The sequence below is a fragment of the Pseudoalteromonas sp. J2K-J599 genome (genome assembly GCF_059295115.2).
Genome location: NZ_CM200271.1, coordinates 492629 through 514663 on the forward strand (window position 1 = coordinate 492629; position 22035 = coordinate 514663).

15 protein-coding genes are annotated in these 22035 nt (G+C 39.6%); 10 read left to right on the forward strand and 5 right to left on the reverse strand.

From position 1 onward, the window contains the following. Window positions 1-12: 12 nt before the first annotated feature. Entirely contained in the window at window positions 13-1227 is a 1215-nt protein-coding gene (locus tag AC5NT5_RS02150; RefSeq protein ID WP_494513273.1) for an oligosaccharide MFS transporter, read from the forward strand. Here AC5NT5_RS02150 and AC5NT5_RS02155 read toward each other — a convergent pair. Beyond that, window positions 1199-2194, reverse strand: coding sequence for a LacI family DNA-binding transcriptional regulator (locus AC5NT5_RS02155; RefSeq protein WP_002958422.1), 996 nt, complete (start codon window positions 2192-2194; stop codon window positions 1199-1201). The genes AC5NT5_RS02150 and AC5NT5_RS02155 overlap by 29 nt on opposite strands. 384 nt (window positions 2195-2578) lie before the next feature. Here AC5NT5_RS02155 and trmJ point away from each other — a divergent pair, with 384 nt between their 5' ends. From trmJ to AC5NT5_RS02200, 9 genes are all read left to right on the forward strand, one after another. Further along, on the forward strand, window positions 2579-3304 hold the full coding sequence (gene trmJ, locus AC5NT5_RS02160) for a tRNA (cytosine(32)/uridine(32)-2'-O)-methyltransferase TrmJ (protein ID WP_002958423.1): 726 nt from the start codon (window positions 2579-2581) through the stop codon (window positions 3302-3304). A gap of 237 nt (window positions 3305-3541) precedes the next feature. After that, window positions 3542-4033, forward strand: coding sequence for a Fe-S cluster assembly transcriptional regulator IscR (iscR, locus tag AC5NT5_RS02165; protein ID WP_002958424.1), 492 nt, complete (start codon window positions 3542-3544; stop codon window positions 4031-4033). 24 nt (window positions 4034-4057) lie between these two features. After that, window positions 4058-5275 (forward strand): IscS subfamily cysteine desulfurase, encoded by a 1218-nt coding sequence (locus AC5NT5_RS02170; protein ID WP_002958425.1) that lies wholly within the window; start codon window positions 4058-4060, stop codon window positions 5273-5275. Window positions 5276-5316: 41 nt separating this feature from the next. Then, on the forward strand, window positions 5317-5700 hold the full coding sequence (gene iscU / locus AC5NT5_RS02175; RefSeq protein ID WP_002958426.1) for a Fe-S cluster assembly scaffold IscU: 384 nt from the start codon (window positions 5317-5319) through the stop codon (window positions 5698-5700). Window positions 5701-5712: 12 nt separating this feature from the next. Then, window positions 5713-6036, forward strand: coding sequence for an iron-sulfur cluster assembly protein IscA (gene iscA / locus AC5NT5_RS02180; RefSeq protein WP_002958427.1), 324 nt, complete (start codon window positions 5713-5715; stop codon window positions 6034-6036). A gap of 82 nt (window positions 6037-6118) precedes the next feature. Continuing rightward, the gene (gene hscB, locus AC5NT5_RS02185; protein WP_002958428.1) at window positions 6119-6646 is read left to right on the forward strand and encodes a co-chaperone HscB; all 528 of its coding nucleotides are present in this window, start codon (window positions 6119-6121) and stop codon (window positions 6644-6646) included. A gap of 41 nt (window positions 6647-6687) precedes the next feature. Beyond that, window positions 6688-8550, forward strand: a complete 1863-nt coding sequence (gene hscA, locus AC5NT5_RS02190) for a Fe-S protein assembly chaperone HscA (protein WP_002958429.1) — start codon at window positions 6688-6690, stop codon at window positions 8548-8550. 11 nt (window positions 8551-8561) lie between these two features. After that, the gene (gene fdx / locus AC5NT5_RS02195; protein WP_002958430.1) at window positions 8562-8900 is read left to right on the forward strand and encodes an ISC system 2Fe-2S type ferredoxin; all 339 of its coding nucleotides are present in this window, start codon (window positions 8562-8564) and stop codon (window positions 8898-8900) included. Between the two features lie 254 nt (window positions 8901-9154). After that, a complete protein-coding gene (locus AC5NT5_RS02200) occupies window positions 9155-10582 on the forward strand; it encodes an NAD-dependent succinate-semialdehyde dehydrogenase (RefSeq protein WP_494513274.1) in 1428 nt (475 codons plus the stop codon). Between the two features lie 288 nt (window positions 10583-10870). Here AC5NT5_RS02200 and AC5NT5_RS02205 read toward each other — a convergent pair whose 3' ends face one another. The 4 genes from AC5NT5_RS02205 to AC5NT5_RS02220 are packed head-to-tail and all read right to left on the reverse strand — an operon-like array spanning window position 10871 to window position 22027. Further along, on the reverse strand, window positions 10871-12532 hold the full coding sequence (locus AC5NT5_RS02205; protein WP_494513275.1) for an HD domain-containing phosphohydrolase: 1662 nt from the start codon (window positions 12530-12532) through the stop codon (window positions 10871-10873). Next, a complete protein-coding gene (locus AC5NT5_RS02210) occupies window positions 12504-14729 on the reverse strand; it encodes a CHASE2 domain-containing protein (RefSeq protein WP_494513276.1) in 2226 nt (741 codons plus the stop codon). The genes AC5NT5_RS02205 and AC5NT5_RS02210 overlap by 29 nt, the downstream gene beginning before the upstream one ends. 14 nt (window positions 14730-14743) lie before the next feature. Next, window positions 14744-15577, reverse strand: a complete 834-nt coding sequence (locus AC5NT5_RS02215) for an MBL fold metallo-hydrolase (RefSeq protein WP_182694797.1) — start codon at window positions 15575-15577, stop codon at window positions 14744-14746. A gap of 9 nt (window positions 15578-15586) precedes the next feature. After that, a complete protein-coding gene (locus AC5NT5_RS02220; protein ID WP_494513277.1) occupies window positions 15587-22027 on the reverse strand; it encodes an Ig-like domain-containing protein in 6441 nt (2146 codons plus the stop codon). Window positions 22028-22035: the final 8 nt, after the last annotated feature.

Genomic DNA, 22035 nt, shown 5'->3' on the forward strand with positions numbered 1-22035 from the left:
GCTGTGCGATATATGAGTAGCAATTATCGACTATTAAGTGTCATTTTGTTTGTTTATTTTATGGCATGGTCTTTTTCATTTTCATTATTTCCTATTTGGCTTAGCCAAGAAGTAGGCCTCAATAGTGCTAAAGTCGGGATAATCTTTAGTATTAATTCCATCATGGCTTTACTCGTAATGCCTTGCTACGGCATCTTGCAAGATAAGCTTGGTTTACAAAAAACACTGCTTTATTTCATTGCATTTTTTATAATGTTAATTGGTCCATTTGTTCATTATGTATACGCGCCACTACTACAAACGCAGTTTTATCTGGCTGCCATTTTTGGCGGTGCCGTTTTTTCATGTGCGTTTTTAGCTGGAGTAGGGACGCTTGAAAGTTATATTGATAAACAAAGTCGCTCGACGAACTTTGAATTTGGTAAAGCTCGAATGTGGGGGTCACTGGGTTGGGCTATGGCAAGCTACTTTGCCGGTTTATCCTTTAATTTATCCTCTAGTTTAAATTATTGGTTATCAAGCATTGCAGCGGTTTGCTTAATGGGTTTTTTAGCCTTTGTTAAGGTCGCACAAAATCAGCCCGAAATAGCGCCTTCTCGGAGTTTTTCTCCTGTAAAACAGCTTAAAGCATTTTTTAAAATTGCAGGGCTTTGGCGTTTAAGTGTATTTGTGATCGGTGTTAGTTGTATTTATGCGGTATTTGATCAGCAATTTGCTATTTATTACACCTCTTTTTTTGACACCCGAGAGCAAGGTCGAGAGTTTTTTGGCTATTTAACTTCAGCGCAAGTTATTCTTGAAGCGGCTATTTTGTATTTAGCTGTAAAATGGGTGAATTATATGGGCGTTAAAAATTCGTTGCTGTTAAGTGGTGTATTGATGGCGATACGAATATATTGCTCGGGGATTGTTAGTGACTCTATCAGCATTAGTTTATTGAAATTATTACACGCCATTGAATTACCGCTGATGCTGATTGCGTTATTTAAATATATAAATATGCATTTTGACGCGCGCTATTCAGCGATGATCTATATTATTGGCTTTCAATTTACTACGCAATTGGTGGCGTCAATGTTAGCCGTCGGGATAGGCGTTGTATATGATAATGTAGGCTTTGCGTTAGCCTATCAGTATTTGGGTTTGATTATTTGTGTGTTTATCGTATTGTCGTTTTTTACATTAAAGGCAGATGCGATTAAAACGAATCACGAGCAATCAAATTAAACGGTAGGCTGTGATGAACAATATCAGTACGCTGCTCTATGAGGTATTCCATTGCCCAACGTCCCATTGCATGGTGTGGTAATGCCATGGTGGTTAAATTCGGTTGTAATAATTGTGGAATACTGCCCCAATCATCAAAACTTGCTATACCAATATCCTTACCAACGATCATTCCTTTATCATGCACAACAAAGTAAATTTCCAGCGCCATGGGATCTTGGCCACAAATAATAGCATCAGGTTTAAACTCGTCTATTACTCGCGCTGCAGACTCTCTCGAAGTAGAAATCTCACTACCATCGGCTTGACCAATAATCACCGATTCAATGAGTAAATCATCGAGTGGTAAGCCGTGCTTTTGAAATGAATTTATAACGCCTTGTTTGCGACCTTTGGCAGCAATTATATGCTCATTTAAGTTTAAGAAAGCAATTCGGCGATAGCCTTTGCGTATTAATGCATCAGTAATATCTTCACCGGCTTGCTGTTCATCAGGTACTACGCAAGGAAAGTTATTTGAAGCAGGAAAACAGTTCGCTAAAATTGTTGGTATTTTTTTTAGTTCATCAGCGATCGAAACTTGGCGATGATACATTGCTGAATATATAACGCCCTCTACGCGATACTCTAAAAGGCTTTCGATAGCTCTGTCTATACTCGCTTGGGTTTCGTTAACATTGAGGATTAACAGTTCTTTATTTTTCTGCCACGCAATTTCTTGGGCACCACGTATAATATCAAAAGTATAAGGGACACTAAGCAGTTCATCAGCAATAATTGCGTAAATGTTTGAGTTTTTACGTCGCGTTAAACTTGCCGCACGATTAGGACGATAACCTAATTCTTTTATAGCTTTAAGAACCTTCTCGCGGTTAATATTTTTTACTGTTGGATCATGATTGACGACTCGCGATACAGTTTTAAATGAAACACCTGCGTGGACAGCGACTTGCTTTATTGTAACCATACTAGAATAAGACCCTCTCTGAATAAAAAGAGTATAACAGCAGATAGTACTTTATTTATATGTTTTTGTTAAGGTTTGAGCTATCGCCATTATTTAAAAATAGACTTATTCATAGGCTTACTTTTAAGTTATTAGAGTAAATTATACTCTCAATATAATAGCTTAAAACATTAGTTCACCCGGTTATAGATTGAGCAGTAATAGTTATTTTATTTAGTATGCTTTGTGCTATAGATATATACCGTGTTTGCAGCGACAAATTTACCCATGTAAGAATCGTTATATTGGCTTGGATCTTAGGATCTAGCCTTTTGAATCTAGGATCTTATTACATTTTCATGTTAGAATTTGCGCAATTTTTTGGCATAGCAAAGTAGCACAGTAATGATCTTAGATGATATTCGCATTGTTTTAGTTAACACGTCACATTCGGGCAATATTGGTTCGGCGGCTCGCGCCATGAAAACCATGGGTTTATCAAAGCTTTATTTAGTTGATCCTGCTTGTGAAATAGACAGCCAAGCAAGTGCTTTAGCTGCAGGCGCAACTGATGTTTTAGGCAATGCAGTTATTGTAGGTACTGTTGAAGAAGCTATCGCTGACTGTACATTAACAATTGGCACAAGTGCGCGTTCTCGTACGCTTTCGTGGCCAATGGTTGAACCACGTGAATGTGGTGAAAAACTCGTTGCTGAAGCTGTAAATGGTCCTGTAGCGTTAGTATTTGGTCGTGAAAACAGCGGCTTAACTAATGAAGAATTACAGCTTTGTAATTACCACGTATGTATTCCTGCTAATCCAGAGTACAGCTCGCTTAATTTAGCTATGGCCGTACAAACACTTAGTTACGAAACACGTATGGCGTTTTTAAATCAACAACCTAAAAAGGTTGAAGAAGATGATGCTGTTTACCCAAGCTCAAAACAAACAGAGCTGTTCTATGAGCACCTTGAAGAGACGCTTTTCAAAACAGGCTTTATTATCAAACAGCACCCTGGTTTAGTTATGACTAAATTACGTCGTTTATTTAACCGAGCTCACCCTGAAGATGCCGAAATGAATATTTTACGCGGTATTCTCACCTCAATTAATAAGTCTATCCCTAAGTAACTTAGGTATAGCTATTAGTTATAAAAACCAATGGGTAAATAACTAGCTAATACTTGACTAAAATACTCAGGTAATTACAATGGCTGTAATACTTGACCAAAGAGGTCAAGTATTGAAAGTTTGTTAACTCTACAATTTAAAAAGTAAGAGTTTATAAATCAAATTTTTATCAAGTGATAATACTTGACTAATTTACTCTGGTAATTAAAATTTGCACTCTTTTGTGCAGGGGGCGTTATGAAGTTAACATCAAAAGGCAGATATGCCGTTACAGCTATGCTGGATGTTGCACTACACACAGGTGTAGGTCCTGTAGCCCTTGCTGATATTTCACAAAGACAAGAAATTTCTTTGTCTTACCTTGAACAATTATTTGCTCGTTTACGTAAAAATGGCCTAGTAAGTTCTGTTCGTGGACCTGGTGGTGGTTATTTACTAGGACGTGAAGCGGGCGTTATCTCTGTTGGCGATATTATTAGCGCCGTAGACGAATCGGTCGATGCAACACGTTGCCAAGGTGCCGATACCGGCTGTCAGAGTGGTATGCGTTGTTTAACACATAATTTGTGGTCAGACTTAAGCGCACGCATAGAAGAATTTTTGAATAATATTACCCTTGCTGAATTGGTGGAAAAATCAGATGTGAAAGAAATAGCATCGCGCCAAGATAACAGTATCAATAATGCAATTAAGCAGTTGGAAAACATTCAAGTAAGCTGTCAACTTTAAGGTTGACCTGCAGCGGAGAGAGAAATGAAGTTACCGATTTATTTAGATTACGCAGCGACCACGCCTGTTGATGAACGTGTTGCTAAAGAAATGATGCAGTGCCTGACAATGGACGGTAAGTTTGGTAATCCTGCGTCACGCTCACACCGTTTTGGTTGGCAAGCAGAAGAAGCTGTTGACCAAGCGCGTACAGATATTGCTGATTTAATTAATGCAGACCCACGTGAAATTGTTTTCACATCGGGTGCAACAGAATCAAATAACCTTGCTATTAAAGGTGCAGCACAGTTTTACAAGAAAAAAGGTAAGCACGTTATTACCGCTAAAACTGAGCATAAAGCTGTAATCGACACATGTCGTGAGCTTGAGCGCCAAGGCTTTGAAGTAACTTACATGGACGTTGAAGAAAACGGCCTACTTGATTTACAAAAACTTGCCGACACAATGCGTGACGACACAGTACTTGTAAGCATCATGCACGTTAATAACGAGCTAGGTGTAATTCAAGATATCGCGACTATTGGCGAAATGTGTCGCGAACGTAAAATTATGTTCCACGTAGATGCAGCGCAAAGTGCGGGCAAAGTATTAATCGACGTGCAACAGCTTAAAGTTGATTTTATGTCGTTCTCTGCACATAAAGTGTATGGCCCTAAAGGTGTTGGTGCACTTTACGTTCGTCGTAAACCACGTGCTCGCCTTGAAGCGCAAATGCACGGTGGCGGACATGAACGCGGTATGCGCTCTGGTACACTAGCAACTCACCAATTAGTGGGTATGGGTACTGCGTTTAAAATTGCTAAGCAAGATTTCGAAAAAGATCACGCACACATCAGCGCCTTACGTAATCGTTTAATCGACGGCATTATGGCAGATATGGACGAAGTATACTTTAACGGCACACAAGACCAATCAGTACCGGGTATTGTAAACATCAGCTTTAACTTTGTTGAAGGTGAGTCGTTACTTATGGCAGTAAAAGACATTGCAGTATCGTCAGGTTCAGCCTGTACATCTGCAAGCTTAGAGCCTTCTTATGTATTACGTGCACTTGGCCGTAACGACGAATTAGCACATAGCTCAATTCGTTTTAGTATTGGTCGCTTTACTACCGAAGAAGAGATTGATTACACCGTCGAATTAATGAAAAACTCTATCGGTCGCCTACGTGAGATGTCTCCACTTTGGGAGATGCATCAAGAAGGTATTGATTTAGATTCAGTTGAATGGGCTCACCACTAATAGTGTGAGCACATACCCTAGCAGGTAATGAGGATAGAATAATGGCTTATAGTGATAAAGTAATCGACCACGTAGAAAACCCACGTAACGTAGGTACTCTAGATAAGAACGATCCGTCAGTGGCAACGGGTATGGTAGGCGCACCAGCATGTGGTGACGTAATGAAACTGCAAATTAAAGTATCTGCCACTGGCGTTATTGAAGATGCAAAATTCAAAACCTACGGTTGTGGTAGCGCAATTGCTTCTTCTTCACTTGTAACAGAGTGGGTTAAAGGCAAAACGCTAGACGAAGCAGCGACAATTAAAAACACTGATATCAGTGCAGAGCTTGAGTTGCCACCAGTGAAAATTCACTGTTCAATTTTAGCCGAAGACGCAATTCAAGCAGCAATTGCAGACTACAAAAGCAAACAAGCGAAGTAAGAAGAGAAACTCATGGCAGTGACATTGACAGATGCGGCAGCAAACCGCGTACAATCATTTTTAGCAAACCGCGGTAAAGGTTTAGGCCTGCGCGTTGGCATTAAAACGACGGGCTGTTCAGGTCTTGCTTATGTACTTGAGTTTGTTGACGATTTAAACGAAGACGATGAAACTTTTGCGGCTAAAGGTGTTACATTAATTGTTGACGCTAAAAGCTTAGTTTACATTGACGGCACAGAGCTCGACTACACTAAAGAAGGCTTAAATGAAGGGTTTAAATTTAATAACCCGAATCAAGCAGATGAGTGTGGTTGTGGCGAAAGCTTTACCGTTTAAGCTTTAAATATCTTTGTAGTATAAATAAGCCCTGCCAGTTAATGTAGGGCTTTGTTATTTCTGAATATTATTGGTTGAAGTTATGCGTTACTTTGAATTATTTGCAGTCCCCGTTGATTACAATATTGATTTAGCAACGGTTAACAAGCACTACTTGGAATTACAGCGTACTGTACATCCAGATCGCCACGCGAATGCGAGCAGCCGCGATAAGTTAATGGCTGTGCAAAGCACTGCCGAAATTAACGATGCGCTACAAACATTAAAGCACCCAGTAAAACGTGCTGAATATATGTTGAGCGAGCTAGGCGTTGATATTCGTGCAGAGCAGCAAACCTTGCAAGATCCAATGTTTTTAATGCAGCAAATGGAACTTCGCGAAGAACTTGAAGAGCTAACATCAGCTAGCGATCCTGATACCGCCATTGCAAATTTTGAAAAACAAATTAAGCAATTAAACGCGCAATACAGTGCACAACTTGCTGAGCAATTAGCAAGTAATGATGAGCAGCAATATCAACTTGCCGCAGATAATATTCGTAAACTGAAGTTTGTTTATAAGTTACGTGAAGAACTAGAGCGTATCGAAGACAGTTTATTTGACGATTAATTACTTGCTGCAAAGCGAGCAACACGAGTTTAAAGAGCATTATGGCATTATTGCAAATTGCTGAGCCGGGGCAAAGCGCGGCACCACACGAACATAAACTAGCAATTGGTATTGACCTTGGTACAACTAATTCATTAGTTGCAACAGTGCAAAGTGGCGAAGCCCGCACGTTAACTGATGATCTTGGCGCGGCTATGTTACCGTCGGTTGTTCGTTATCAAGCAGGCGGTATTACTGTTGGCGCAGAAGCTGCACAAGCAGCAACGCAAGACCCTGCTAACACACTTATTTCGGTTAAGCGTTTTTTAGGTAAAACTCAGGCTGAAATAGAGCAAAGTTATGGGCAACTACCGTATGAATTTTGTGAGCACAACGGTGCGCTAGCAATAGAAACTGCGGCAGGTAAAATTAGTCCAATTAAAGCATCAAGCCATATTTTAGCTGCATTAAAAGCACGAGCTGAGCAAAGTTTTGGTAACCAAGAAATTTTAGGGGCTGTAATCACAGTACCAGCGTACTTTGATGACGCACAGCGCCAAAGTACTAAAGATGCCGCAGAGCTTGCTGGTATTAACGTACTACGTTTATTAAATGAACCAACAGCAGCAGCAGTCGCTTATGGTTTAGATTCAGGCCAAGAAGGTATTATTGCTGTTTACGATTTAGGTGGTGGTACGTTTGATATATCAGTACTTAGATTACACCAAGGTGTGTTTGAAGTAATGGCAACCGGTGGCGACTCTAGCCTCGGCGGCGATGACTTTGATTCGCTCCTTGTTGATTACTTTAAGCAGCAAACAGGTGTGTCAGCATTATCACCTTCAGTTTTACGTTTATTCATCAATAAAGCAAAAGCGTGTAAAGAAGCATTAAGCCAATACGCTAAAGTAAACGTGGGTCTTGAGTTTGACGATCAAAAATACACCGTTGAAGTAACGCGCGAAACGTTTGATGAAATGGCTATGCCACTAATTAAAAAAACGCTGCGCTCGTGTCGTCGTGCTGTAAAAGATGCTGGCATTGAAAACGAAGAAGTGCTGCAAGTTATTATGGTAGGCGGTTCAACCCGTATGCCATTGGTACGTAGCCAAGTACAAAGCTTTTTTGATAAAGAGCCGCTAACTTCAATCGATCCTGATCGTGTTGTAGCCTTAGGTGCCGCGCTTCAAGCCGACGTGTTAATTGGCAATAAGCCCGATTCTGACATGTTATTGCTTGATGTATTACCGTTATCGCTTGGGCTTGAAACGATGGGTGGTTTGGTTGAAAAAATCATTCCGCGTAATACAACGATTCCGGTAGCACGCGCACAAGAATTTACAACGTTTAAAGACGGTCAAACAGCCATGTCATTACATGTGCTGCAAGGTGAGCGTGAGCTTGTTGATGATTGTCGATCGCTCGCTAAGTTTAGCTTAAAAGGTATTCCACCAATGGCAGCAGGCGCTGCGCATATTCGTGTAACCTTTAAAGTTGATGCTGATGGCCTATTAAGTGTTTCAGCTATGGAAAAATCAACAGGTGTACAAGCTGAGATTCAAGTTAAGCCTTCGTTTGGTTTATCTGATGACCAAGTAGCTAACATGCTAAAAGAATCAATGAGCAACGCTAAAGGCGACATGCAAGCGCGTATGCTTAAAGAGCAACAAGTAGAAGCGTTGCGCGTAATAGAAGCGCTTAACGCATCACTTGAAGCCGATGGTGCATTACTTGACGATATGCAACTAGCTAACTTACGCGCTGAAATTGCAGAACTGGTAAAAGTGCGCGAAAATGCACAAGAGCCTGGCGAAATTAAAGCAGCTATCGAAAAAGTCGATAATGCGAGTAGCGACTTTGCATCGCGTAGAATGGATGCATCAATTAAAAAGGCCCTTACAGGGCAGTCAGTAGACAACATTTAAGAGAGATTAGAATGCCACAAATTGTTTTTCTTCCACATCCTGAATTATGTCCTGACGGCGCTGCAATTGAAGCTCCTACAGGTCAAACGGTACTCGACGCTGCGCTTAAAAATGGTATTAGCATTGCGCATGCTTGTGAAAAGTCTTGTGCATGTACTACGTGTCACTTAGTGATTCGTGAAGGATTTGACTCACTTGAAGAAAGTGATGAGCTAGAAGACGACATGCTAGATAAAGCATGGGGCTTAGAGCCTGAGTCACGCCTTGGTTGCCAAGCAATTATAAGAGATGAAGACCTAGTGGTTGAAATACCTAAGTACAATCTCAATATCGTTAATGAAGAGCACTAGTTTTTAACGATGTATATATTAAAAGCCGCTGTTTGATACAGCGGCTTTTTTGTTTGTGAATTGTAGGCGTGACAAGCAAAGCTCGTAAGTTATTTTGCAGGCAAGCAAAGCTTGCTGGCGTTATGTGTTTTAACTCTAGGTTATAAATATAGAAGCTGCGCTTATCACGTGAGCAAAGATCCTAAAATGTTAGCCTTGGCTCTATGCCACGCATTAAAAGCTAACACCTGAAAACGTAATTTTGGAGGTTTATTTTGAGTAATCTTATTTTTTCTGACTCATTTATTAACGGCGAATTTTATAAAACCGATACGCGCTTTAGTGTTAACGATCCCGCTACCGAAAAAAGTATTGTTGAAGTAAGTGATATTGACGAGCAGGGTGTAAATAGCGCAATAAACGCAGCTCAAGGGGCTTTTGTTAAGTTAAAAACGACAAATGCCACTGAGCGAAGCGAAACCTTGATGCGCTGGTATGAGCTAGTAATAAAACACAAGCAAACACTTGCAGAGCTAATGACCAAAGAGCAAGGCAAGCCACTCAAAGAATCTCTTGGTGAGATTGATTACGGTGCAGGTTTTATCAAATGGTTTGCAGAAGAAGCCAAACGTAGTTACGGAGATGTAATTCCGCCAACAGATGACTTGCATCGTTTAACTAGCTTTAAGCAGCCTGTCGGTGTTGTAGCTGGTATAACGCCGTGGAACTTTCCTATTGCTATGGTTACTCGTAAAGTAGCGCCAGCTTACGCTGCGGGCTGTAGCTTTATACTTAAACCTTCTGAACACACGCCACTTTGTGCTATCGCACTTGCTTACTTAGCTGATCAAGCCGGTTTTGTTAAAGGTGCATTTAATGTACTGGTTTCTCAAGATGCCAAAACAGTAGGTAAAATGCTGACTGACTCAGAAGTCGTGCGTAAGTTTACATTTACCGGTTCTACCGGTGTTGGTAAGCAGTTGCTAACGCAATGTGCTGACACAATTAAACGCACCTCGATGGAACTTGGCGGTAATGCACCTTTTGTTATTTTTGATAATGCCGACTTAGATGAAGCTATTGAAGGGCTAATGGCGGCTAAATTTAGAAACAGTGGGCAGGCATGTGTTGCTGCAAACCGTATTTTTATACAACGTAATATTCTCGACAAAGTACTGTCAAAAATCACGCCTAAGGTTGCAGCGTTAAAAGTGGCAAATGGTTTTGAAGACGATGTTGATATTGGTCCGCTTATTTACCCTAAAGCCAAAGAGAAAGTACAGCAGTTAGTACAAGACGCACTCGATAAGGGCGCGACGCTGATTGGCGATAATAGTGACTTAGGTGGCAGTTTTCAAAATCCATTAATAGTAAACAACGTAACTACAGACATGGATATTTACCACGAAGAGGTATTTGGTCCGGTATTAACGGTTATTCCTTTTGATGAAGAAAGTGAAGTGCTTGCGCTTGCTAACGATGTACCATTTGGCCTAGCAGCCTATTTTTACAGCCAAAATATTAAGCAAATTTACCGAGTTAGTGAAGGGCTTGAATTTGGTATGGTCGGCGTTAATGAAGGTGTTATATCAAACCCAGTAGCGCCATTTGGTGGTGTTAAGCAATCTGGTTTAGGCCGAGAAGGCGGTCATCAAGGGCTTGATGAGTACTTAGAAGAAAAGTACGTGTGTATTAAAATATAACGCCCGTTAAGTTTATGAGCGCGAATTTACTTCGCGCTTTTTTATGACGTTAATATGGCAGATATATGAACTTTATCTTTTACTGTTGCTACACAAAGCACTAAATGCTACCTTTGGAGCCATATTTTTTGTTAATAAAACAAAATAAAAAAACAAATAAAAAGTAAAAGGATTTCTATAAGTAGAAATAACCCCGTGTGTAAATGCCACCGTATGGTGGCATTTTTTTGTTTGAATAGTTATAGACTGTAATAAGCGCATTTTGAATAAAGGCATGGCTTATAGGTGCTAACTTATAGGTGTGTAACCGGGTAAATTATCAAAATCTATCTCATCTAACTGCTCTGGATCTGCATACTCGTTGATATAATTTTTATAAACCTCTGACTCAATAAAAATAGCAAAAATATCACCATCAAGATGGTTTTTAGCAACCATTGACCCTAAAATAAATAAACACTCACTGACCGGTTTTGCTTTTTTGTAGGGTCTGTCTACTGCAGATAGCGCTTCAAAAATATCCGTAATAGCCATTAACCTTGCAGGCACCGACATTTGCTCTTTGGTTAAACCTCTTGGGTAACCAGTACCATCAAGTTTTTCATGATGACCTAAAGCATATTCAGTAACATTGCTTAAGTGTTTAGGAAACGGCAGGGCATCTAAAATATTTTTAGTTACATCCATATGACGCTTCATTACTTCACGTTCGGCTTCGGTTAGCGTGCCTCTTCGTATTGTTAAGTTTTCAACTTCATCAGCTGAGAGCAATGGTGTATTAATATCATTAATAACGAGTTGGTATTTGTTTGCAATGCGTTCAATGTGCTCAAGTTCTGCATCACCTAAAAACTCGCCCCCTACATTAACACGCTGTAATAATGCACGGTCTAATGCCAACTGTTTAAGCTCGGTATCAAGTAGGCGTTCAAATTGTTGAACTTCGATAGGTTTTTGCAGCTTCATCGCACAGATGATCTTTTGCTGATACGCTATTTTTAAATCTCGGCTAATTATTTCAAATTTAGCATCTACATATTTTATTCGATCAAAAATAGTTTCTAGTTTTGTCGACTTTTCCATGATGTGATCGGGGGTCGCTATTTTCCCACAGTCATGTAACCAGCCAGCTATATCAAGCTCATGTCGGTCAGCTACAGTCATCGAAAATGAAGCCAAAGGACCTTTATTTATATCATTAACGGCATCAGCTAGCATTAACGTGAGTGCTGGCACTCGTTTACAATGGCCACCGGTATGAGGAGACTTTTCATCTATTGCCATCGCAATTGTTTCAGCAAAGGTCGAAAAGAGATCTTCCATTCCCTTAATTAGTGTTGAGTTAGTTAGCGAAATAGCGCCTAAAGAGGCAAAAGATCGAATTAGAGTGACGAGCTCTTCACTAAAAGGAATGTTTTTATTTTGCGCATCTTTTACATTTATAAGTTGGATAACACCAATAATGTCATCTTCATGATCTTTTAAAGGAATTGTTAGCATGGACTCAGAACGATAACCCGTGCGTGCATCCATTTTGCGTGCAGCGCTCATATCAAAAGGCAAGGCATCATACACGTCAGGAATGTTAATCACTTCGCCAGAATTTGCAGAGTGGGCAACAATAGCGGTTTCGTTTGGTTTGCCATCAATAAAAAGATCGATATTAGGGAAATCAACAGGGCTCCCTAACGTGCCACCTAAATAAAGATTTAATGACTTATTTATTACCGTTTCAAACTTGAGTTGTTTGTTTGGGGTAATGGAGTAGATACTGCCAGCATCAGAATTTGCTATCGACATTACAACTTGCAGTATTTCATCAAGTAATTTAGACGAGTCTTTTTCTGTTGTTAGCCTAATACTAATATCGATAAAATGCTGAAGGTTTGTTTTGTCTTTAATGTGCTGTCGCATATGTTTACTACTTTTTAGTATGTTTGAAGGCACCATTCCAATCCTTAGCTAGTGTTTGCAAATCAGTGCCCTTAATACGTTCAATAAAAATGGCATAAATGTTGGGGCTAAATACGGTTGTACTGTGTAGCTCTTTAAATAAGCTAAGCGCTTGTGGCCAGTTTTTTTTATAAAAAAGCGTCATGGCCTGATGCGACTTTTTAACTTCATTTAACTGCTCTTCATCGAGCTTATCTGTAAAGTTTATAGGTTCAAACAGCTGTACAGCGGCTGTTTTACCAACAACTTGCACTTTATCTATTAAACGAAATGAAATATGAGGGCATTTTTTCATCGTCTCTTCTGTAACAAGAATAGCTACGCCATAAAATTTGGTCAAGCTTTCTACTCTAGCAGCTAAATTAACAGTATCACCAAGAACTGTATAGGCTTTACGGTAAACCGAACCCATATCACCTACATTCATGTCGCCAGTACTTAAACCGATACCTATTTTTATTGCAGGCTGGTTGTTTTCTGCAAATAACTGATTTATTTTCGTTAACCCGTTGATCATAGACATTGCGGCTTCAACACCATGGCGAGCGTGGTTTTCATCTTTCAGTGGGGCATTCCAAAATGCCATCACCATATCGCCTACGTACTTATCAATAGTTCCGTGATGATCAAATATGATTTTGGTAATAGCTGTAAGATATTCGTTTAAATATTCACTTAACTGATGAGGCGACATACTTTCTGATAGTGAAGTGAAACTACGAATGTCGGCAAACAACACCGTCATATTTTTTCGCTCACTTTTTTGAGATAAACTTTTACCTTGCAGTATCATTTGATTTATACGCTCAGGAGGAACGTATTGGTCAAACATAGATTTTATTTTTCGGCTGTGTTTCATTTCAGCGATAGAGCCTACAATGATGTAATAACCCGCTAATATAATGATGAGTAAAAGAGGCATTAATAAAGGTAAACTAATTTTTTGTACTGACCATAAATAAACGTTTAAAAATATAACGACACTTGTGACTGTAAGAGACAAAACAATAATAAAGCGTGCGCTCTTAGCGTGGCTAAAAAACGACAGTACGCAACCCGTCAATGCAATGATGAGTAAGCTTGCTCCCTGTGACCAATTAGGTTTAGAGGGAAGTAGCTCTGGGTGCATTAAACCTTCAAATATATTGGCATGAACCTCCACACCAGGGTATTGCAAACCAACAGGTGTTGATCTTAAATCAGCAAGCCCTACGGCGGAAGTACCAATAAAGGCTACTGTGCCTTCTAATTCCTCTAAACCAATTTTTTTGGTCAAAATATCGGTAGCCGAATAATAGGGGAAGCTATGCGCACGCCCTTTGTAAGGAATTAATATTTGCCCATACTCATCAGTTTGAATCCACTTATCTTGAAACTTTATACCTTCGAATAAGGTTATACCATCTAACCTATTGGAACGGGTTTCTATGTTTTCAGCAAGGGTATAAAGTCGAGCAACTTCAAGTGCTAAAGAAGGATAAAGCTTATCGCCAACTCGATTTATAAGAGCTGCTTTACGTATAAAGCCATCTTCGTCAATATGTGCATTAATAAAGCCGGTGCCCGTTGCAGCATTTTGTAACTGTGGAATATTTACAATAGCACCAGGAAACTGGTTTATTTGTGAATTAGTGTGCTCTTCGCTTGCCCATACAACACTGTTTTTAGCTGGCAAGTTTTGATTAGTCAGTTGTTCATCAATTAGTAAAAAACCAAGAACAGTATCATTTTTAGATAATGCGCTTGCTAGTTTTGTGTCTGCATCGACTTGTTTAGTAATTTCAGCAAAGGGGATGGTGTACTTTTTTGATAAATCAGGAATTTCAGACATAATTTTTGTAACAGGGTTTTCTTCCTGTTCAGAAAAAAATATATCGAATGCAATAACAATAACACCTGCATCACTAAGCTTTGTAACAAGGTCTGCTAATTTTGAGCGACTCCAAGGAAAGCGTCCTTGTTCTTGCATGCTCTTTTCATCGATATCAATTATTACAACGGTTTCATCGATGCGTCTAGGCGTCTCTGAAAGCGTCAGTAATAATCGAGAGTCGTATATTATACCTTCTACACGGTTAACTAACTTTGCAAGCGACCCAGTTGAAAATAACTCTATTGATGCAATTAATAATGTAATAACAGCGCCAATAAAAAAGTGCTTTGAGGTAATGGGTTTTAAGAAGCTAATGAGCAAAGCTCCTTGATAGACTAAAAATCAAAAACTCGTCCTTCTCGGCCGCATTCTATTTTTACCTGTTGAGCGTACTGCGTGTGTAAATACTTTTCTATAGAGACTAACTGTTCATCGGTTCTTGATGGATCGTGGCTAATAATAATCACATTTTTAATACTCGCTTTTATAGCAAGCTCAGCAACCTGATCTATGGTGCTATGACCCCAACCATGCTTAAGAGGCAAGTCTGCATCTATAAATTGAGCATCGTGAATTAGTAAATCAGCGCCTTCAATAAAATTACTCCATTCGCAAATACTTGTGTTTAGCTTGTCTGGTGGGTTTAGCTCATTGTCGGTAACGTAAGCTATCTTTTTTTCATCTGCTTTAATGCAATAAGCAGTACCGCCACCAGGGTGATTCAGTGGAGCAGTAGAAACCAAAAAACCGTTAAGTGTAAATTGCTTTTGAGACGATAAATCAGTATTAAGCGTAATATTGGCAGGTAAATCCTGATAACACACAGGAAAGTACGAACCACTCATTTGCTTCAATATGGCATCTTGGCTTTTTTTATCATCAACGTTGCCAGCTACAATGGTTATATTGCGGTTGGGCTGGTAGATAGGTTTAAAAAAAGGAAACCCTTGAATATGATCCCAATGATTGTGCGTTAGCAAAATATTGATAGGACTTTGTGTTTCTAGTAAACGTGTACCGAGTTCTACAATACCGGTACCAGAGTCTAAAATAAGATCTTTACCGTTGTTTTGTTCAATGTACACACATGAGGTATTTCCCCCAAAAATGTGTGTATTACTTCCAGCTGAAGGCATCGAGCCTCTAACACCAAAAAATTCAACTTTCATAATTTAAGGCTAAGCTCCATCTGCTTCAAAATTGAATTTAGAAATACTAACATTGTTAGAGTTAGTGTCATTACAAGTGCTACTTACAACAACTTGGGTATCATTTTGCAGGATAATTGAAGTAAATACATGGGTACTGACACATTGGCTTGCTTCATAAAATCCGGCACCACTGGCTCCAAACGTATTATCTAAAGTACCATCAGTTAAAATGCGCGCTAACATTCCTTTATTGTTAGCCTTGCCTGCTAAAATAAGTTGATCGCTGCTATCTAGCGCTGCACCACTTAGCTCAGTGTTACCGGTTGAGGCCAAAGTATATTCACCGACACCGTTTACGGCAAAGCTTGTATCAAGCGTACCCATAACAAGCAACCTAATAACATTGGCTTTATTTGGCGAATCAATAAGGTTTGCTATTAAATATAGCTTACCCGTTGTGTCAGTTAAAATCTGCACTATTTTATTGTCGGTATCTGTAGTTTCTTCACCTACATATTTAAATATTTCAGTACCGTTTGAGCTTAACTTCAATGCGATTAGCTTTGAAGTGCCACTTAATACTGACTTACCACCAATGAAAATATCTGCATTGTCGGTATGTACGCGGTTATAGTACTCAAAAGCTGAGCCTATGATGCTTCCGCCAGTGCCAAAGTTAGGCTCTAGAGTACCTTCTGGCGTCAACATTACAACGATTGGGTTAGGGGTACCACTTGTTACTATTGACCCAACAGTAATAATGTTACCGCTGTTATCAAGTGCAATATCTGTCAGATTTACCAATTCTGCGCCACTGACAGAAGTTGTATATACACCATCTGTTGCAAATGAAGAGTCTAAATTACCAGACTGATCAACTTTAGCTACAAAGCCCGCTTCACCATTTTCACTATTTTTAGAGCCTGTAATAACTAAATTGCCGTCGCTTTGCTCGGTTAAAGCAACACGCGAGTTACTCAAATCTATGGCGATTTCTTTATGGCCACTTTCGCTAAAGCTAGTATCGATATCACCCGCACTCGTAAAACGTGTTAATACTAACTTAGTAACTGAGTCCGATTTAGCCGTTGATGCAAGAATGTACTTACCAACATTAGGGCCATTGCTAAGTTGTAAAACGTGCATTGACTCATCGTTAGTCGCATCTACTAAATTATTAAGGGTAAAGTAACCATTGGTTTCAAAGTTACTAAATAATGTGGCTTGACTGTCTATTGCAGCAATAAACGGTTTTGTATTTGAATCATCATTAACACCAGCTACCCAAATAGTGTCATTAAGGTCGATAGCTAAACTGTTGGCAAATTGCTTACCACTTATACCATCAATTATATTAATGCCAGAGGTGCCATAAGCACTATCTAAAGTACCTTCATTATTAATCCGTGCTGAAAATAATTTTTCTGAGGCTGATACGCCAGTCGTCCCTGACAAACTAATGCCATTGTTACTAGACTCGTGTTTAATACCTGTAATTTTAGCGCCGCCATTACCATTTCCACCGTTACCATCAATATCGTAAATAGCAGTACCTGCATCACCAAAACTCGTTATAAGAGTACCTGTTTTATCAATAGCCAAAACCACGGCTTCTTTTTCACCACTGTTACGAGTTATGTAACCACCTGCGAAGGCAGTAAATTCAGAATCAACAACTCCGCCTACAGCAAAAAGTTCGTCGTCTTTATTATTATCTGATATATCAATTATTAGTGCTGAGCCACCATTAAAGTTATTGTCATTATCGCCATCAGACTTTAAATAACGAATTAGAGAGTCTTTTGTTCCCTCTGCACTGGTAACAGTCCCTACAACTAAGTAGTCGGATTTATCAAAGTTCTTAATTGCAAAGCCTTCATCATCTCGATTAGCGCCGCTAACATCGACAATAGCTGGAGTAGAGTTCTCAAAATCTAGATCTGATTTTTTGTAATGTATCCATAGGCTATCGTTTTGAGACCCGTCAAAGTATTTACCTACAGCCAGTATTTTATTGTCATCAATTTCAAGGTCATTAATAACGGTAGTACTATTAAGCGTTGTACACTGAATACCTGCGCCACTTTCACCGTCGTCGTCATCATCATCGTCATCCGAACCAGTGCTTAACGTGCCAGCGAGATCCATTTTAAGTATACAAGCTTCATTATGGGTGCCATCAAAACTCGAATAGGCAATGAAAAGATCTATACCGTCAGAAATAATAGCTGTGGCTTCTTCATCTTGATCTAAATCGAGTATTTTAGTGCCGGTGTTATTAAAGGCAGTATTCATATCACCATTATTTGAGTAAGAGACAATAAGAAGGTCTTTATCAGCATTGTTGGTAAAACCAACAAAATATAGGTTGCCATTAAGCTCAATACTGTCTTTAAACTCACCACCAGAAAAAATGTTCGAAAGATCAAGCTCTCCTGTAATTGGGCGGCCAAATGTCACATCTTCAGTTGGAATAAGAAGTTCAACTTCATCAGTAATATTAACGGTTATGTTAACGTTTGAACTTTCATTAGGTGTGCCATCATCAGTTATAGTGACATTTAAGATATATTGATTAGTTGTTTCAAAATCAAATGGGCTTTCACCTACGGTTGATAAAACACCAGAGCTACTATTAATTTCAAATGAAGCAGTGTCACCGCCAGTTAAACTATAAGTTAAGGTTTGGTTTTCAATATCTGACGCGCTAACAGTCCCAATAATGTCGCCATCTGTAGCATTTTCACTAATACTAAAACTTTGAACCGATGCTACAGGTGCATCGTTAACCTCAGTTATGGTAATAGCGACTGTGGCTGTATTGGTTCCACCATTATTATCGCTTACAGTATAAGTTACCGTAGCAAGTCCATTGGTATTCGCAGCTGGGGTATATTGAATTTGATTGCCAACTACTGAGGCTGAGCCAATATCAGCTGATGCTGCGCTTATGACAAGGCTGTCACCATCTTCATCTGAGTCATTGGCTAATACGTTTATCAGTATTGGCGCTGCATCTTCAGCCATAGTTGCAGTATCGTTATTAGCAACAGGTGCATCATTCACGGTAGTTATCGTAACGGCGACTGTGGCTGTATTGGTTCCACCATTATTATCACTTACAGTATAAGTTACCGTGGCGAGTCCATTGGTATTCGCAGCTGGGGTATATTGAATTTGATTGCCAACTACTGAGGCTGAGCCAATATCAGCTGAGACTGCGCTTATGACAAGGCTGTCGCCATCTTCATCTGAGTCATTGGCTAATACGTTTATCAGTATTGGCGCTGCATCTTCAGCCATAGTTGCAGTATCGTTATTAGCCACTGGTGCATCATTCACGGCAGTTATCGTAATAGCGACTGTGGCTGTATTGGTTCCACCATTATTATCACTTACAGTATAAGTAACTGTTGCTAAGCCATTGTCGTTGGCTGCCGGTGTGTATTGAATTTGATTGCCAACTACTGAGGCTGAGCCAATATCAGCTGATGCTGTGCTTATGGCAAGGCTGTCGCCATCTTCATCTGAGTCATTGGCTAATACGTTTATTAGCATTGGCGCTGCATCTTCCGCCATAGTTGCCGTGTCAGCATTTGCTATTGGAGCATCATTTACAGGTGTAATAGTGATAGTTAACGTTGCTGTACTGGTGCCACCGTTGTTATCGCTTACAGTATAAGTAACTGTTGCTAAGCCGTTGTCGTCGGCTGCCGGTGTATATTGAATTTGATTGCCAACCACTGATACAGAGCCAATATTAGCTGATGCTGCGCTTATGGTAAGGCTGTCGCCATCCACGTCTGAGTCATTGGCTAATACATTTATTAGTATTGGCGCTGCATCTTCATCTATTGTAGCTGAGTCTGCGTTTGCTATTGGAGCATCGTTTACGGGAATAATAGTAATTGTTAAGTTAGTAGTTGTAGTACCGCCGTTACCATCACTTATTGTGTAGTTAATAATTGCTGTTCCATTTGTATTAGCAGCAGGCGTATATTGGATTTTATTATCAACAACAGATGCAGAACCTCTATCTGCAGTAGCAGCTGTTATCACAAGAGTATCGCCGTCAATGTCGGAGTCGTTAGCTAATACGTTAACTAATAACGCAGGAGCATCTTCGTTCATCGTTGCTGAATCATCTTTTGCAGTAGGGGCATCATTAACGGGTGTAACAGTAATCGTCACACTTGCTGTTCTGTCGTTTATACCTTCATTACCAGTGCTATAACCATCGGTAATGGTGTAAGTCAGTACTATCTCACCTGAAAAATTTGCTGGTGGAGTAAACTGTATTTTTCCGGCGACAATAGTCGCTTCACCAGCAGTATTTTCTATATTAGAAATAGTAATTGTATCGCCATCTGCATCAGTGTCGTTAGCTAGCACATCTAATAAAGATGCAGAGCTGTCTTCGTCTAACGTATATTGATCGTCATTGGCTTGTGGAAAAGTATTAACGCCGCTTTCACTTAAGGTTACTTGAGCTGTTGCAGTTAAGCCTTGCTCATTTGAAATTGAATAGGTAAAGCTATCTACACCAATAAAACCTAAGTCTGGCTGATAGGTAAACGAGCCATCAGCATTTAATGTAAGTTCCCCATTTTGAGTTGTATTAATTGCCGTGGTATTAACCGATAAATCACCAGCCTCAATATTAAAGTCGTTAATTAACAAGCCATTTTGTACTGTTACTTCAAATAGTTTATTTTTGCTAAATTGATAGGCATCATTTTGTGCAACAGGGTTATCGGGTTCGCTGTTTATTACTAAAGTTACTGTGGCTGTAGAGGTTGCACCTAATGAGTCTATAGCTTGGTATTGAAATTGATCAACACCATTAAAATTAGCATCCGGCACATAACTAAAGCTGCCATCAGTTGCTAATAATAGTTGGCCATGTGTGGGTGCCACCATAAACGTTTCATCAACTGAAAAACTGTCATTATTTGGGTCCGTATCGTTACTAAGCACACCATTGGCTGCTGTAACCACAAGTGTTTCATCTTCGCTTAAACTATAGCTGTCATTTTTTGTTACAGGGGCTACGTTAGTGTTTGAGCTTACAATAGTTACATTTGCAATAGCCTGAGCACCTTGTGCATCAACAACTCTGTACTGAAAACTGTCTTGGCCTTGCATATTTTGCTCGCCTTGGTATTCAAAGCCACCATTATCAAAAAGGGTTAATTGTCCTCTTGTTGGTTCGCTAACCGGCGTTGTATCAACAGTTAAGTCATCTAAGTCTATATCGCTATCGTTTATAAGTAAGCCTGGCGATAGGACAACTAAGGTTCCATTGTTTGTAACGCTGTAAGTATTATCAAGCGCTATAGGAGCGTCGTTAACAGCTAAAATGGTTATCTCTACAACTGCGGTGTCTGTCATACCTAGCTCGTTAGCAACTTGATAGCTAAAGGCATCTTCACCATTAAAGTTTGCAATAGGGATATAAGTAAAATCCCCATTTTCATTTATATTAAGAGTGCCATGCTGCGGTAGAATTAATGCATCTGCATTTACACGTAAATCGCCACTGTATTGATTCGTATCATTTGTTAGTACGTTACCTTGCAGAGTTTGATCTTCACTTATCTGAAACTGATCGGCATTTGCCTCTGGTGCAAATGCAAGCTCTCCACCCACTGGCGCTATGTTTATTATATTAGCCAAACCACTTTCACCACTGCCATCAATACCGGTAATAAGTACTTGGTAACTTTTATTAGTAAGTGACTCGGTAATGCTTAATGCAGTATCTTGAATACTTAAAAATTGTTGCCCATTCTCTAATTCATTAATATTAGTGGATGAGACTCCAGCTTGAGTTGCAATATAAACGTTGTAACGATTAAGTTCGGGGTTGGCTTGCCACGAAAGATTAATATTATCTTCGTCTCGTTGTGCTGTAACACCTTCAATTTGATATGGTTGCCAGTTAAAAGTGATTGCATCAGCAAGTGCTTGATTATTTAAAGTGTCAGTTATCCATATTTCAAGACGTATTTCACCGGGAATTACGCCATAAAGCGCAGGGTTGAGGCCTATAATTGACTTTTCGTAGTCAACACCACAATCAGAAGAACAAAGTGATATGCTTTTATTAACACTAGGGAGCACTAAATTAACTTCAGCAATGCCATCAGTATCCGAAGCTTCAAGTAAAAAAGAAACATTACCTTGTACGGTGTCGTTTGTTTGTGAGAAAACAATATTAGCGCGAGTATTTGCTAAACTTGCTCCAACAACTCCTCTACTTGAAGTGACAGCACCTAAAACTTTTGTACTCTTGGTTTGATTACTCGCTATAACACCAGCCAAATTAATATAGCTAGTCACCGTTGGCGGTATTACTTCAGCCGTAGGTGATTGTATTGCCTCTTGAGTGGGACTTTCTTCTGAGCCTCCACAGGCACTTAACAAAAACACCATAGAACCAAGCAAAAATATATTTTTTGCTGTCATTTTAAATA

Bases quoted from the DNA above. Each gene is read 5' to 3' on its own strand.
- AC5NT5_RS02150 (WP_494513273.1), top strand. From the start codon at position 13: ATGAGTAGCAATTATCGACTATTAAGTGTCATTTTGTTTGTTTATTTT.
- AC5NT5_RS02155 (WP_002958422.1), bottom strand. From the start codon at position 2,194: ATGGTTACAATAAAGCAAGTCGCTGTCCACGCAGGTGTTTCATTTAAA.
- trmJ (WP_002958423.1), top strand. From the start codon at position 2,579: ATGATCTTAGATGATATTCGCATTGTTTTAGTTAACACGTCACATTCG.
- iscR (WP_002958424.1), top strand. From the start codon at position 3,542: ATGAAGTTAACATCAAAAGGCAGATATGCCGTTACAGCTATGCTGGAT.
- AC5NT5_RS02170 (WP_002958425.1), top strand. From the start codon at position 4,058: ATGAAGTTACCGATTTATTTAGATTACGCAGCGACCACGCCTGTTGAT.
- iscU (WP_002958426.1), top strand. From the start codon at position 5,317: ATGGCTTATAGTGATAAAGTAATCGACCACGTAGAAAACCCACGTAAC.
- iscA (WP_002958427.1), top strand. From the start codon at position 5,713: ATGGCAGTGACATTGACAGATGCGGCAGCAAACCGCGTACAATCATTT.
- hscB (WP_002958428.1), top strand. From the start codon at position 6,119: ATGCGTTACTTTGAATTATTTGCAGTCCCCGTTGATTACAATATTGAT.
- hscA (WP_002958429.1), top strand. From the start codon at position 6,688: ATGGCATTATTGCAAATTGCTGAGCCGGGGCAAAGCGCGGCACCACAC.
- fdx (WP_002958430.1), top strand. From the start codon at position 8,562: ATGCCACAAATTGTTTTTCTTCCACATCCTGAATTATGTCCTGACGGC.
- AC5NT5_RS02205 (WP_494513275.1), bottom strand. From the start codon at position 12,532: ATGGTGCCTTCAAACATACTAAAAAGTAGTAAACATATGCGACAGCAC.
- AC5NT5_RS02215 (WP_182694797.1), bottom strand. From the start codon at position 15,577: ATGAAAGTTGAATTTTTTGGTGTTAGAGGCTCGATGCCTTCAGCTGGA.
- AC5NT5_RS02220 (WP_494513277.1), bottom strand. From the start codon at position 22,027: ATGACAGCAAAAAATATATTTTTGCTTGGTTCTATGGTGTTTTTGTTA.